This is a genomic window from Roseomonas alba (assembly GCF_019430885.1).
GTDB classification, from domain to species: domain Bacteria; phylum Pseudomonadota; class Alphaproteobacteria; order Acetobacterales; family Acetobacteraceae; genus Neoroseomonas; species Neoroseomonas alba.
Genome location: NZ_JAHYBZ010000002.1, coordinates 630,635 through 642,690 on the forward strand (window position 1 = coordinate 630,635; position 12,056 = coordinate 642,690).

At 69.1% G+C, this 12,056-nt stretch carries 12 protein-coding genes; 2 read left to right on the forward strand and 10 right to left on the reverse strand.

Annotated features, from left to right (window positions below):
• Positions 1-21: 21 nt before the first annotated feature.
• Positions 22-1,134, reverse strand: a complete 1,113-nt coding sequence (locus KPL78_RS07460; RefSeq protein WP_219762269.1) for an aminotransferase class V-fold PLP-dependent enzyme — start codon at positions 1,132-1,134, stop codon at positions 22-24.
• Positions 1,134-1,790 carry a DUF1028 domain-containing protein gene (locus KPL78_RS07465; RefSeq protein ID WP_219762270.1) on the reverse strand — a complete coding sequence of 219 codons (657 nt, stop codon included), beginning with the start codon at positions 1,788-1,790 and terminating at the stop codon, positions 1,134-1,136. Before KPL78_RS07465 ends, KPL78_RS07460 begins: the two co-directional genes overlap by 1 nt.
• An 88-nt stretch (positions 1,791-1,878) precedes the next feature.
• Here KPL78_RS07465 and KPL78_RS07470 point away from each other — a divergent pair, with 88 nt between their 5' ends.
• Entirely contained in the window at positions 1,879-3,474 is a 1,596-nt protein-coding gene (locus KPL78_RS07470) for an ABC transporter substrate-binding protein (RefSeq protein WP_219762271.1), read from the forward strand.
• Positions 3,471-4,223 carry a 2-amino-5-chloromuconate deaminase CnbZ gene (cnbZ, locus tag KPL78_RS07475; RefSeq protein ID WP_369412671.1) on the forward strand — a complete coding sequence of 251 codons (753 nt, stop codon included), beginning with the start codon at positions 3,471-3,473 and terminating at the stop codon, positions 4,221-4,223. Before KPL78_RS07470 ends, cnbZ begins: the two co-directional genes overlap by 4 nt.
• Positions 4,224-4,634: 411 nt before the next feature.
• On the opposite strand, the gene KPL78_RS07480 is transcribed toward cnbZ, so the two are convergent.
• The 8 genes from KPL78_RS07480 to KPL78_RS07515 are packed head-to-tail and all read right to left on the reverse strand — an operon-like array spanning position 4,635 to position 12,008.
• Complete coding sequence (locus tag KPL78_RS07480) at positions 4,635-5,420, reverse strand: alpha/beta hydrolase family protein (protein ID WP_219762272.1); 786 nt, start codon at positions 5,418-5,420, stop codon at positions 4,635-4,637.
• Positions 5,421-5,446: 26 nt separating this feature from the next.
• The gene (locus KPL78_RS07485) at positions 5,447-6,457 is read right to left on the reverse strand and encodes a dimethylarginine dimethylaminohydrolase family protein (RefSeq protein WP_219762273.1); all 1,011 of its coding nucleotides are present in this window, start codon (positions 6,455-6,457) and stop codon (positions 5,447-5,449) included.
• A gap of 5 nt (positions 6,458-6,462) precedes the next feature.
• On the reverse strand, positions 6,463-7,248 hold the full coding sequence (locus KPL78_RS07490) for an ABC transporter permease (protein ID WP_219762274.1): 786 nt from the start codon (positions 7,246-7,248) through the stop codon (positions 6,463-6,465).
• A 4-nt stretch (positions 7,249-7,252) separates the two neighbouring features.
• A complete protein-coding gene (locus KPL78_RS07495; RefSeq protein WP_219762275.1) occupies positions 7,253-8,098 on the reverse strand; it encodes an ABC transporter permease in 846 nt (281 codons plus the stop codon).
• Positions 8,095-9,186, reverse strand: coding sequence for an ABC transporter ATP-binding protein (locus tag KPL78_RS07500; protein WP_219762276.1), 1,092 nt, complete (start codon positions 9,184-9,186; stop codon positions 8,095-8,097). The genes KPL78_RS07495 and KPL78_RS07500 overlap by 4 nt, the downstream gene beginning before the upstream one ends.
• Entirely contained in the window at positions 9,183-9,953 is a 771-nt protein-coding gene (locus tag KPL78_RS07505; protein WP_219762277.1) for a class II aldolase/adducin family protein, read from the reverse strand. The genes KPL78_RS07500 and KPL78_RS07505 overlap by 4 nt, the downstream gene beginning before the upstream one ends.
• Positions 9,953-10,888: a 2-hydroxyacid dehydrogenase gene (locus KPL78_RS07510; protein ID WP_255568703.1), complete on the reverse strand. Its 936-nt coding sequence runs from the start codon at positions 10,886-10,888 to the stop codon at positions 9,953-9,955. Before KPL78_RS07510 ends, KPL78_RS07505 begins: the two co-directional genes overlap by 1 nt.
• Positions 10,889-10,898: 10 nt before the next feature.
• Entirely contained in the window at positions 10,899-12,008 is a 1,110-nt protein-coding gene (locus tag KPL78_RS07515) for an extracellular solute-binding protein (protein ID WP_219762278.1), read from the reverse strand.
• Positions 12,009-12,056: the final 48 nt, after the last annotated feature.

Here is a 12,056-nt window from a genome sequence, read left to right on the forward strand (position 1 = left end):
GACAGCGCGGGCGGGATGCCGTCAAGCCGTGGCGGCGCGCCACTCCGCGATCAGGGCGTCGGTTGCGCTCTCCATGTCGGCGCTGCCGTTGTAGCCATGGAAGGAGACGCGGATGCGCCCGCGCCCGTTCCAGGCCAGCACCCCGCGGCGTTCCATGCCGGCGACGATCGCGGCGGCGTGGGGGCTTTGCACGCAGACGCTCGCGCCATGGCGGTGCGGATCGGCCGGCGTCGTGGACGGGATGCCGGCATCCGCGAGACGCGCCAGCATCGGCACGGTGAGCGCCTGGACATGGCGTTCAATCGCCGCCGCGCCGAAGCCCGCCAGGTAGTCCAGCGCGCCGTCCAGGACATAGAGCCCCAGATGCGCCGGATTGCCGCGGGTGAAGCGGCCGGCATCGGGCAGCAGCTCCGGCCGTCGCGACCAGTCCGGCCGTCCCATCGAGGCGATGGAATGCCACCCCGCCGTGCCCGGCGCCCAACCCGGCTGCCGCGCCCGGTTCCAGAAGCCGATGCCCACGCCCGTGCAGCCCAGCACCCATTTGTAGGTCGCCGCGAAGGCGAAATCGGCGAGCGAAGCCTCGATTGGCATCCACCCCGCCCCTTGGGTGAAATCCACCGCCAGCAGTGCCCCGACGCGGTCCGCAACGCCCCGCAGCGCGGGCAGGTCGTAACGGGCGGCTGTCAGGAAGGAGACGGCGCTGACCGCGATCATGCGCGTGTGCGGCGTGATTGCCGCCGCCACCGCCTCCGGGTCCAGCATGGGCGCGAAGCGCAGCGTCACCCCGCGCTGCGCGAGCGGTGCCGCAACCGAGGGATACTCGTCCGGATCGACCAGCACCTCGTCGCCCTCGCGCCAGTCGAGGGATTCGACCACCATCGACATGCCTTCGGCGACCGAGGAGACAAAGCCGATATCGCCCGGCGCCACGCCAAACAGCGCCGCCGATCGCGCGCGGGCGGATTCCATCCGCGCCTCCTGCCGCGTGCGGCCGGGCGCACCGGCTGATTTATCCTCGGCATAGGCCGCGAAGGCCGCGTCGTGGCGGCGCAGGAAGGGTGTCTCACCCGCCGCGCAGACATGGGTCACGCCCGGCGGGATGCGGAAATCGGCGGGATCGAAGAGCGGGTCCATCAGATGATCGGCGCGTCTTCGGGGTCGATGGCCCGCTGCACGAAGCCATCGGCGAGCGGTGCATAGGTCTCCCACAGCGCGCGCAGCTTCGGGATCGGCCCGTCCGCATGGTCGATGCGCAGATCGACATAGGGGAAGACCTCGCGATCGACGACGAGGAGGCTCGCGCACATCACGTCGCCATGCTCGCCGCCCGCGGCCTCGCCCGCTTCCAGCGCGCGCACCAGCCGTTCAGCGAGAGGCAGGTCGGGATCGGCCAGGAAGGCCCTGCCCATCGCCGGCGCCACATCCTCATTCGCCAGGATATTGCCCATCGCCACGACATCGGTGCCGTGGAAGACGCTGCGGCAGGGCTTCACCCGCTCCCCGTCGAAATGCGCGGTGCGGCCCTGCCCGTCCATCACCGCGACCTGCCGCCAGCGATGGTCCGGCGTCGAGGCGACGATCGCCGCCAGCGCGTTCTCCGCCGAACACCCCGACCGCAGCAGATCCAGCCCGCGCGGCCCGAGGCGCGGATCGGTCCGATGCTGCGTCAGCACGCCGCCGATGCCAGGGGCAAGGAACGGCACCCGCGTGCCGACCGCGATGGACGACGTGGTCACCGCCGCGCCGAACTGGCCGGTGCGCGCGCAACGGCCGAGGAGGGAAAAGGTCATGCCCGCATTCAAGGCCGCGACGCCGCGTTGGACAAGCCGCCCGCGAGTGGCATCATCGCCGCGATTTGCAGAGGCCAGGGAGGCCCCCATGATCCGGCGCAGGACAGGCATGCTCGCGGCAGCGGCCGCGGCCCTTTCGGTGATGGGCGCCCCCGCGCCCGCCCCGGCACAGACCACGCCCCAGGGCACCATGCGCGTCGTGCTCGTCAATGCGCTGGCGAGTCTAGACCCGGTGGTCTCCACCGCCGCCTTCGTCCGCAACCACGGCTTCTTCGTCTATGACCAGCTCTTCGGCCTCGACAGCCAGAGCAATGCCCGGCCCCAGATGGTCGACCGGCACGAGGTCTCGGCCGATGGCATGACGCATCGCTTCACCCTGCGGGAGGGCCTCGCCTTCCATGACGGGCAGCCGGTGCGCGCGGCCGATGCCGTGGCCTCGATCCGCCGCTGGGGGCAGCGCGACATTGCCGGGCGGGCGCTGCTCGCCGCGACCGCGTCGCTGGAGGTGGTGGACGACAAGACCTTCACCCTCGTCCTGAATCGCCCCTTCGGCCTGGTGCCCGAGGCGCTGGCCCGGTCCACTGCCTCGGCCCTGTTCATCATGCCGGAGCGGATCGCGAGCACGCCGGCCAATGTCGCGATCACCGACGCGACCGGCTCGGGCCCCTTCATCTTCCGCCAGCAGGATTTCCTCCCTGGCGAGCGGGCCGTCTATGTCCGCAACCCGGCCTATCGCCCGCGCCCCGAACCGGCGGATGGCCTGGCCGGCGGCAAGGTGGTGAATCTCGAACGCGTCGAATGGCTCGGCATCAGCGACCCGGCCACGGCTGCGGCGGCCCTGCAATCGGGCGAGATCGACTTCATCGAGCAGCCGACGCCGGACGTGCTGCCGGTGCTCCAGCGCAACCGCAACATCCGCACCTTCGCGCTCAACCCGGTGGGGTCGATGGTCTGGCTGCGCCCCAATTCCACCATCCCGCCCTTCAATGACGAACGTGCGCGGCAAGCGCTGCTGTTCCTCGTCAACCAGCAGGAGAACCTGCAGGCGATCGGCGTCGCGCCGTCCGAGCAGGTGCCCTACTGCCCTGCCTTCTTCTTCTGCGGCACGCCGCTGGAATCGGATGCCGGCGCCCAGGGGCTGCGCGAGATCAATGTCGCTCGCGCCCGCGAACTGCTCCAGCAGGCCGGCTACAACGGCCAGCGCGTGGTTTTCCTGAACGCCACGGATTCGCCCACCAACAACGCCGTGACACTGACCATGTCGGAGAACATGCGTCGCGCCGGGCTGAACATGGATGTGGTCGCGATGGACTGGGCGACGCTGACCCAGCGGCGCAACCGGCGCGAGCCGGCGGATCAGGGTGGCTGGAACCTGTTCGTCACCATCGCCAACGTCCTCGACGGGCAGAACCCGCTGGTGAACCTGTATCTCGCCGCGACCTGCGACGCCGCTCCTGCCGGCTGGCCCTGCGACGCGGAGCTCGAACGCCTGCGCACCGCCTGGTGGTCGGAATCCGACCCGGCCAAGCGCCAGCAGATCCTCACCCAGGTCCAGGCCCGTGCCGCGCAGGTGCTGCCCTACATCAATGCCGGGCAGTTCCGCACCCTTGCCGCCTATCGCAGCACCATCGAGGGCCTGCGCCCGACCACCATTCCCGTCTTCTGGGGCGTGACCAAGCGGTGAGCACCATCGCGATCGAGACCGCCGGATACTGCTACATCCCCGCGGTGATGCAGTATTCGGCGGGCGTGGCGGCCCTGCCTGGCTTCCGGCTGGAACGCGTGCGCTTCGCCGATCCGGTGCCGCTCGCCGAAGGCTGGCGCCGCATCACGGCGTATCTCGCGGCGATCGGCCGTCCGCTGACCGCCTTCGCCGCCTGCGAGCTGCGCTCCCCCGCCCCCTTCACCGAGGATGGCTTCGCCAGCTTCAACCGCGGCTACGCCACGGTGCTCGGCGAATGGGGTGTGCTGCACGAAGGCCGCAACCCGGTGGCGCGCAGCAATGTCTGCCCGCGCGTCGCACCGCCCGCGACGCCATCCTTCCACGCCTTTGCCTATACGGTGCCGGAGGCCGGCGCCCTGCCCTCCTTCGTCGTCGCCGGCAGCGGGGAATCGATCGAGGGCAAGGCAACCTATCGCGAGAGCACCGTGGCCTTTGGCGACACCTCGGCGGACGGGATGCTGGCGAAGGGCCGCTACGTCCTCGGCGAGATGGAACGGCGCATGGGGCTGCTCGGCTTCGGCTGGGCAAACACGACGGGCGTGCAGGCCTATACCGTGCACCCCTTCCCGCCGGCGCTGAGCGAGGAGATCGTCGCCCGCGGCGCTGCCCGGCACGGGCTGACCTGGCAGGATTGCCGGCCGCCCGTGGAAGGTCTGGAATACGAGATGGACTGTCGCGGCGTGGCGTTCGAGCGCGTACTGCCGGGCTGATAATGGAGCGGAAAGGCCTCTGTTCCTCCCGCTTGTCTCCGCTGCGGAAGCTGAAGGGTTTTCGCCCCTCCCAACCACCCCGGCAAAGGCCGAAGGGCCTTTGCAAGCCTCAACTTGGCGACGTGCACTGCTGATAGGACCAGCGCCGATACCAGCATTCGCGCAATAGGCGCGGTTCACGGGCCCGGCATATCGGCGGCGCCCGATACCAACGGATTGCGGTCCACGATGCCCAGCATCCTGGCGGGGTGGCTCCGAGGGGCAGAGCCCCTCCGATCTCCAGCAGCGGAATGAGGCGGATCATCAGGACGGCCTCTGGAAACCTCACCCTGACGCCGGTCACATCCGGAACGGATGGCGTCGAACGCTGCTCCTCCACGCAAGGCGTGGAAGACGGCACGCCCCCCGCCATCACGCCGGGAAGCAGGTCTCGAGGAAGCGCTCCACGGCGGGGAAGACGTCCCGCACCGCGTGGGCTGCGCCTTCGACATGCTCCACCCGCGGATCGCAGCCGGACGCGCGCAGGCTGGCCTCCAGCGACAGGCTGCGCGCGATCCGCGTCTCGCCTGCCAGCGCGACGGCCTGCCGCAGCCGCTGATCGCCCTGCGGCAGAGGGATCATGTCGAGCGCCGTGTCCTTCGTCCCGATGACAATCTGGATCGACACCTTGCGGATGGCAGCGATGTCGGGCTCGTGGTCGAACGTGGCCACGAAATTCCCCGTCCCGGCCCACCAGGGCAGCGCCGGGTCCAGCAGCGTCACATAGCCCGGCGCGCCAATCGACACCGCGCTCAGCCGGTGCGGGTGCAGCAGCATGAAGCGCAGCGCGAACTGCGCCCCACCCGAAAAACCCGTCATGACGAAGCGGTCCGTCGCGATCGGCACGCGCCGTGCCGCATCCTCGACCATGGCGAGCAACGCGTGATCGTAACGCACCCCGCGGAACAGGCAGACCTTATAGCCAGGTTCGTCATCCGGTGCGACGCTGCCAATCGGAAACAGCGGCGCCAGCAGCACGGCGCCGACGCGGTCGCAGAGTGGCGCGTGCAGAGTGCGCAGCACTTCCGGCCGACGGTCGCTGCCATGCACCGCGACAATCAGTGGCGCCGGGCCAGGCGCTCGCCGTCGCGGGACATAGAGGCAATAGGGAAAGCGGGGATCAGCCGCGGCGACGAAGAAGGGCGTGCGGCCGACCATGCTGGGCTGCCATACGGGCAGCCCGCTCATACGGGATCGCGCACCAGCGGAGAGGTCGAGCAGTGGATGCCACCGCCGCCGAGGTAGACCTTGTCATAGGCCACGAGCCGCACGCTGATGCCCGCCTTGTCCAACGCCTCCTGCGTGCGCGGGCCGACCTGGTCGCTCATCAGCACGCGGCCGGGTGCGACGGCGAGGCAGTTGATGGCCCAGGACGGGTCCTCGTGGTTCAGCGGGATCATCCGGATGCCGAGCCGCTTCATCTCCTCCATGAAGACGAAGGGCAGGATCACCGGATTCACCAGCGCGACATCGTGGTCGAGCATCACCAGCGCGCCATCGATGTGCAGCCGGTATCCCGGGATCTGCACGCGGATCAGGCGGGTGCCCTGGAGGGCGAGCACCTCCTCGACCTGCCGCGCACCTTCCTCATTGACGCGGGAGGAGACGCCGATCACCGCCACATCCGGGCGGAGATAGGCGAAGGACCCGCCCTCCACGAGGCCAGTGCCCGCGATAGTGCGCAGGATCGGCATGCCGAGCGCGGCGAGGGTCTCGGTGACCGGCCGTTCCTCCCCCCGGCGGATGCGCGGGCCCATGCGGGTGACGATCGCACCGCCATCGACCGCGATGCAGGAATCGCGCGTGTAGATGGATTTGTGACGGCCGGGGGCGGCGCGGTTCAGCATCACCACCTCGACGCCTTCCTCACGCAGCGCGGCGGCCAGCGTGTCGTGCTGGGCCTGCTGCTCGGCGAGCGGGGGGATGACTTCCCCGCGCCAATAGGCCCCGCTCTTCGGGTCGCCATAGGCGCCGAGCTCCGGGATCAGCGGCAACCCGTCGAGAACCTTCAGCTCCTCGCCCGGCCGGTGCATCAGCACCACGCGCAGCCGGCCGACATCGGAATTGCAGCCCCACCGGCGGCCCCAGCCGAATTCCTGCTCGGCGGCGCTGTGGAACGGCGGTTCGGCCTCGCTCGCGAACCGCTCGATCAGCATGTTGTAGCGATGGTCGAACTCACTCATCGCGCGTGACATGGCGCTTATCCTTCGTTGCGCCTCCGCAGTGCGCGGTCGGCGAGCAGCAGCAGAAGGGTAAAGAAGATCAGCAGCACGGCAACCGCGGCCATGGCAGGGTCGAGGTTCTCGTTGATGCCGTCCCAGATGCGCCGCGGCAGGGTGAAGACATCGCGGGAGGCGATGAACAGCACCATCACCAACTCATCCCAGGAATGGATGAAGGCGAAGATCGCACCGGAGAAGATGCCGGGCGCGATGCGCGGCAGGATCACCCAGCGCAGCGTCTGCGACAGCGACGCTCCCATGCCGCGCGCCGCCTGCTCCAGCCGCGGATCGAAGGCCGCGAGCGCGGTGGAGACGGTGATGATCACATAGGGAATCCCCGTCACCCCATGCGCGATGACCACGCCGAGGAAGCGGTCCAGCAGCCCGAGCGGCCCGAAATACCGGTACAGCCCGATGGCATAGACGATGGACGGGATGATCAGCGGCAGCAACATCAGCACGCGGACCAGATCGGTCGCGCGGCGCGAGATGCGCCAGCAGCCGATGGCGCACAGCGTGCCGGCCGAGACCGACAGCGCCGTCGCCGCCACGGCGATGGTGAAGGACTGCCAGATCGACCCCAGCCAGGCCGGCGAGGTCAGCACCGTGCGGAAATGCTGGAAGCTGATCCCGTGTTCCGGCAGCGACAGGTAGCGCTGGTCGGTCAGCGCGACCGGCAGCACGATCAGGATCGGCAGCACCAGATACAGCGCCGTGGCCCAGGCGAGGCCGCGCGAGGCGCCGGCAGGATAGGTTCCGTCCATCGCCTTAGCCCCCCGACCCGAAGATGCGCCTGAGATCGACGATCCGCGAGAAGACCGCGAGGGTGACGAGTATCGCCACCACCAGCATCGTCGCCATCATCGTTCCGAGCCCCCAGCGGATGAGGTCGAGGATCTGCAGGCTGATCCATTCCGCGACCATCAGCGTCTTGCCGCCGCCGAGGATGGCCGGGGTGATGTAGAAGCCCAGCGAGAAGATGAAGACCAGCACCGCCGCGGCCAGGATGCCCGGCTTGGACAGCGGCAGGAAGACAGAGCGGAAGACCTCCCAGCGCGACGCGCCGAGGCCCCGCGCGGCCGCGAGCAGCCGCGGATCGATCTCCCGCATGCTCGACAGCATCGGCAGCACGGCGAAGGGCACCATGTAGTGGACCATGCCGACGATGATGCCGAACTCGTTCCACACGAGCGGCAGCGGCTCCGAGATAACGCCCGCGCCCATCAGCGAGTTGTTCACCAGCCCCTGCCGGCGCAGCAGCGTGACCCATGCAAAGGCGCGCACCAGCACCGAGATCCACAGCGGCACCAGCACGGCCAGCAGCCACCACCCCTTGGCCCGCGGGCTCGCCAGCGTGATCGCATAGGCAATGGCGTAGCCCAGCAGCAGCGACAGCGCCGTGGTGATCAGGCAGATGCGCAGCGTGGTCATGATGACCCGCTGCACCGACCCCGAGGTGAAGATGCGCTCGTAGTTCCCGAGGCCCGGTTCGGGATCGGTGAAGCTGATGGCGAGCACCTGCAGGATGGGCGCGATGTAGAAGGCGACCAGCAGCAGGAAGGCCGGCAGAATCAGCAGCCACCAGCCGGCGCTGACGCGACCGGTGTCGTTCATGCCGCATCATCCTCGATCGGCACCGCCGCATCGGCCGACCAGCCGAGCCGGACGGCCAGCCCCTCGGACGGCGCGATCGTCGCCTGCCAGGCCGGCAGCGCGACGCGCAGCTCGCCGAGCGACGGCGTGGCCACCCTCAGCGAATAGCCGGTGCCGAGATAGGCCCAGGCGAGGATGTGCCCCTCCACGACATTGTCCGCCGTCGCCCCATCGGCGATCAGTCCGATCTTCTCCGGCCGCAAGGAGAGCAGGCAGCGCGCCCCCTCGCCCGGCGCAGTCCCGCGCACCGCGAGGTTCAGCCCCCCCGCCTCGAGCGTGAAGCCCTGGGCTGTCGGCAGCCGTGCGATGCCTTCGAGGAAGTTCGACTTGCCGAGGAAGTCAGCGACGAAACGCGTGCGCGGCCGTTCGTAGAGGTCGAGCGGCTTGCCATGCTGGATCAGCTTGCCATGGTTCAGGATGGCGATGCGGTCGGACATGGACAGCGCCTCCTCCTGGTCATGGGTGACGTTGATGAAGGTGCGCCCGACGCGCTGGTGCAGGGCCTTCAGCTCCTCCTGCAACTCCGCCCGCAGCTTCTTGTCGAGCGCCGAGAGCGGCTCATCCAGCAGCAGCAGGTTCGGGTCGAAGACCAGCGCGCGGGCCAGCGCCACGCGCTGCTGCTGCCCGCCCGAAAGCTGCTTCGGCAGGCGTTCCGCGAATTGCCCGAGCTGCACCAGATCCAGCGCCGCCCGCACCTTCGCGTCGCGATCCGCGCGTGACAGGCCGCGCACGCGCAGCGGGAAGGCGACGTTGTCGGCCACTGTCATGTGCGGGAACAACGCATAGCCCTGGAAGACCATGCCGAAGTTGCGCTTCTCCGGCGGCAGCGGCGTGATGTCTGAGCCGTCCAGCAGGATCGATCCGGCGCTGGGCGTCACGAAGCCCGCGACCGCCATCAGGATCGTCGTCTTGCCCGACCCGGACGGCCCGAGCAGGGTCAGGAACTCCCCCTGCCCGACATCCAGCGAGACGCGATCGACTGCGGTGAAGCTGCCATAGTGCTTGCTGACCTCGCGCAGGGTCAGCGCATGCCCGCGGGTCTCGCTCACGTCTTGTAGTCCGGCTGCTCGCGGTCGAGTTTCCGCTTCAGTGCCTGCCAGGGGAGCCAACCCTTGGTCGGCCCCGTGCCGAACTGCGCGGCCGTGCGGCGAACGACCTGCGCCGAGGGAATGGCGAGCGGCGCACCCGAGGATTGCGCGGCGAGCTGAATCCGGCAGGCCTGCTCCAGGTAATACATCCAGTAGAACGCCGCGGCGACCGTCAGCCCAACGGTCAGCAGCCCGTGATGCTTCAGGATCATGCAGGGCTTGTCGCCGAGGTCGCGCACCAGGCGCTCGCGCTCGGACAGATTGTCGTCCGCGGCGACGCCTTCATAGTCGTGCAGCGCCACCCTGCCGTCGAACTCGATGCTCATCTGGTTCAGCGGCAGCAACCCGCCGGACTGCGCGGCGACCGCCATGCCGGCCAGCGTATGCGTGTGTATCACGCACATCGCGTTCGGACATTCGCGATGCACGGCCGAATGAATGACGAAGCCGGCCGGGTTCACCGGCCAGCTCGTCTCCTGCATCGGCTCGCCCTCGGCATCCACCACGACCAGGCTGCTCGCGGTGACCTCCTCGAACAGTAGCCCATAGGGGTTCACCAGGAATCGGTGCCCCTCCCCCGGCAGGCGGGCGGACAGGTGCGTGAACACCAGGTCCGTCATGCCGAACAGGGCGATCAGCCGATAGGCGGCGGCGAGGTCCTCGCGCACCTCCTGCTCGGTCGGGATGTGATTGGGGTCCGGCTTCACCGGGGGCGGCGGGAGGGGCATCAGTAACCTCGCGCTGGATCGTAGAGATTGGGAAGCGGCTCGCCGCGCTGCTGCGCGGCGATACAGGCGGTGATGTAGCGGGCACGGTCGCGCCGGCTCGGCGAACTCGCCGCATGCGGCGTGACGATGATCTTCGGGTGCAGCCAGGCCGGGCTTTCGGCTGGCAGCGGCTCCTTCTCGAAGACATCGAGCACAGCGCCGGACAATTGCCCATTGTCGAGCGCGGCGATGATGTCCGCCATCACCTGCTGCGACCCGCGGCCGAGCTGCACCAGCCCCGCCCCGCGCGGCAGCTTCGCGAAGAGCGGCGCGGCGAGGATGCCGTCCGTCTCCGGGGTCGCCGGCAGCAGGCAGATCAGGATGTCGCTGCGGGCGAGGAAGGCATCGCGCTCCGCATCGCCGGCGAAGGTCTCCACGCCGGGGATGGTCTTGCGCGTGCGCGACCACCCCACCACGGGAATGCCCAGGGCGCGCAGCATCTCCGCGACGCGGATGCCCATCGCGCCGATGCCCATCACGCCCACCGTGCGATCGGTGGCCGCGAAGGGCGGGTCATAGGATTTCCAGCGCCGTTCGGCCTGCGCCAGCGCAAAGCCGCGCGTATCCTTGCACAGCGACAGCACCGCCCAGCAGGCGAATTCACCCATGCGCTGCGGCCCTTCGGGCGGCACGCAACGCACCAGCGGCACCTTCGGCAGATGCGGGTCGAGCAGGATCTTGTCCACCCCCGCACCGCTGCCGAAGATCGCCTTCAGCCTCGGCATGGCGGCCAGCCGCCCGGGCTCGGGGTCCCAGACCAGGGCATAGTCCACCTGTTCGGGTGCGACGGTGGGATCGTCCCACCACCGCACCGCCATCTGCGGGGCGAACTCCGCGAATGCGTCCGCCCACTCCGGAACGGCCGAGGGGCCGCCGGACTTCACAACCAGAAGCATGAGGTCCCGCTCAGCCGGTGATGGCGTCGACGTAGTCCGCGTTGGCGCGCTGGTAGTTCGCACCCCACCATTCGCCGTCCATCACCACCTGCTCCCGGGCATTCTCGGGGTCGGTCGGGTTCTTCCAGCGCAGATCCTGCGGCACCAGCGCCGCCGCCCGCGGATTGGTCGGCCCGTTGCCGAGCAGCGTCAGCAGCCCGACCTGCGGCTCCGGATTGTGCAGCATCGAGGCCAGCAGCCGCTGCGCGCCCTCGCCGCCCGGATTGCCCTTGGGGATGACCATGATGCCCGCCTGCAGCAGCGCCTGCGGCCAGATGAACTTGATGCGGCCATTGGTCTCGCCATGCAGCACCGTCGCGCGGGTGTGCCAGATGATGCCCATCACGGCTTCACCGGTGCGCAGGAACTGTTCGCTCTCGCTGCCGCTGCTCCAGAACACGGCATTGCGGCGGATGTCGGCGACCTTGCGCACCGTTGCCCGGATGTCGAGCGGGTAAAGGTTCTTCGGATCCTTGCCGAGCGCCATCTGCGCCGCGTCGAGCATCGCGGTCGCGTCGCGCCGCAGCAGGCGCGTGCCCGGGAACTTCTGGAGATCCCAGAAATCCTTCCAGCCGGTCGGCCCGCCATTGGGGAATTTCGCGCTGTCGTAGCAGAGCACCGAGCTGAAGGAGTACGGCGCCGCGCCGTATTCCAGCGCGAAGCCCACCGGCAGCGTGTCTTCCTTCTTGACGATGTCGTAGTTGATCTTCTCGAGCAGGTTCTGCCGGCCGAGCAGGAAGGAGGAGGAAGCCGAGGAATCGCACAGATCCCAGGTCACGCGCCCGCTTTCCACCATGGAGCGGATGCGTCCGGCGGAAGGCCCAGTGCTGTCCTGCTCCACGGTCCAGCCCGGATTCGCCGCGGCGAAGGGCGCGCCGTAGAAATTGCCGAAGCCCTGGTTGGCCAGGCCGCCCCAGTTCACCATGACGAGCTTGCGGGCCGCCTGCGCCGCGGCCTCATCGCTGGCGAAGCTGCCTACGCCGAGGGCAGCGAGACCGGCTAGCAGCGTGCGCCGGTCGACCTCTCCACGCCGGAACTTGCGCAAGGCCAGTTCGACACAATCCTGCTGAAAGCTCTGCATAACCGTCTCTCCTCACTGCGCCAGGCAATGCACGTCCCGTGCCGCGCG

Bases quoted from the DNA above. Each gene is read 5' to 3' on its own strand.
- KPL78_RS07465 (WP_219762270.1), bottom strand. From the start codon at position 1,790: ATGACCTTTTCCCTCCTCGGCCGTTGCGCGCGCACCGGCCAGTTCGGC.
- KPL78_RS07505 (WP_219762277.1), bottom strand. From the start codon at position 9,953: ATGCCCCTCCCGCCGCCCCCGGTGAAGCCGGACCCCAATCACATCCCG.
- KPL78_RS07460 (WP_219762269.1), bottom strand. From the start codon at position 1,134: ATGGACCCGCTCTTCGATCCCGCCGATTTCCGCATCCCGCCGGGCGTG.
- KPL78_RS07515 (WP_219762278.1), bottom strand. From the start codon at position 12,008: ATGCAGAGCTTTCAGCAGGATTGTGTCGAACTGGCCTTGCGCAAGTTC.
- KPL78_RS07485 (WP_219762273.1), bottom strand. From the start codon at position 6,457: ATGTCACGCGCGATGAGTGAGTTCGACCATCGCTACAACATGCTGATC.
- KPL78_RS07510 (WP_255568703.1), bottom strand. From the start codon at position 10,888: ATGCTTCTGGTTGTGAAGTCCGGCGGCCCCTCGGCCGTTCCGGAGTGG.
- KPL78_RS07470 (WP_219762271.1), top strand. From the start codon at position 1,879: ATGATCCGGCGCAGGACAGGCATGCTCGCGGCAGCGGCCGCGGCCCTT.
- KPL78_RS07495 (WP_219762275.1), bottom strand. From the start codon at position 8,098: ATGAACGACACCGGTCGCGTCAGCGCCGGCTGGTGGCTGCTGATTCTG.
- KPL78_RS07480 (WP_219762272.1), bottom strand. From the start codon at position 5,420: ATGGTCGGCCGCACGCCCTTCTTCGTCGCCGCGGCTGATCCCCGCTTT.
- KPL78_RS07490 (WP_219762274.1), bottom strand. From the start codon at position 7,248: ATGGACGGAACCTATCCTGCCGGCGCCTCGCGCGGCCTCGCCTGGGCC.